At 61.7% G+C, this 1073-nt stretch carries 1 protein-coding gene; it reads right to left on the bottom strand.

Annotated features, from left to right (window positions below):
• Nucleotides 1-319: 319 nt before the first annotated feature.
• Nucleotides 320-1073: helix-turn-helix domain-containing protein (locus B7R22_RS18430; protein WP_216363538.1), on the bottom strand; the 754-nt coding region annotated here is incomplete at its 5' end.

Here is a 1073-nt window from a genome sequence, read left to right as displayed (position 1 = left end):
TCACGAGGCCATCGCGCACCGTTTCGGCGGTGTGGTCGTGGGGAAGGTGAATGAGGCTGACGAAGCGGCTGGAGCGCTCGACCAGGGTTCCGATCGCTGACCGGCTCATCGTGCCGATGATGAGGTCCCCTTCCCAATGCCCGGGTATTGCGCGGTCGTCGGCTTCCGTAGGCCGTTGGGTGATGGGGACCATCGTGTCGATGAACCGGCTTGTTCGTTGTGCTGGATCGGGGTTGGGTTTTCGTACTATCCGTCCGCGTCGCATCGCAGCTGCGATCTCTCGTTTCAGCGCGCCGCGACCCTGGATATAGATCGCCTGTTAGATCGTCTCAGTACTCACCCGCATCCTTTGATCGTCGGGGAAGTCTTTCACCAACCGGTTGCTGATCTGTTCAGGTGACCATCTTTTACGAGGCTTCACCGCAACATTGGTACGCAGGCGACCATACGATTCCAGCTTCCGGTTGCGCAGTCGTGGCCGCCGCGCTGCTGCGAGCCGGTGCGCGGCGTAGGGAAGATAGCCAACCGTTGTGGTGGTGTTCCGTGTCAGCTCCCTGCTGACGGTCGAGGGGCTTCGTCCGATCGTTCGTCCGATCGGACTGATCGATTCACCGCCGCTTCGGAGGTCATGGATTCGTTCCCGCTCGACGAGGCTCAAGTATCGGGCATCGACGAGCGCTTCGAGGCGCACTGGATCAACTGGCAGGCCTCGCGTATGGGTGGTGCGCGGGTTCTTCACATTCGCCAGTATCCCGGCTCGCCGGTAGCGGATCACGCGGCCGTCGGGGTACACCCGCCCGCCCGTGATCTGTTTGATGCCCTTGTCCCAGTCAGCTGCTGAACGACTGTCGACACCAACCTGTTTCGCCACGGCAGCACGACTGGCCCCATCAGCACGCAGACGCACGAATTGCGCTCGTTGAGCGCGAGTGTCTGTGCCCGTGAAGATCCCCGCCTGATGCGCCCACTTGTAGCACGTGATCCTCACCAACCCGAGCTCTTTCGCGACCTTCGACACGTTGCCAGCTTCAGCTGGCGGAAGAACTCGGCCTTTTCCTCCGCTGTGTACGACC

It is taken from the genome of Subtercola boreus (assembly GCF_003399635.1).
GTDB classification, from domain to species: Bacteria; Actinomycetota; Actinomycetes; order Actinomycetales; family Microbacteriaceae; genus Subtercola; species Subtercola boreus_B.
The sequence above is the reverse complement of the archived record's forward strand: the minus strand, read 5'-3'. Positions and strand labels throughout refer to the sequence as shown.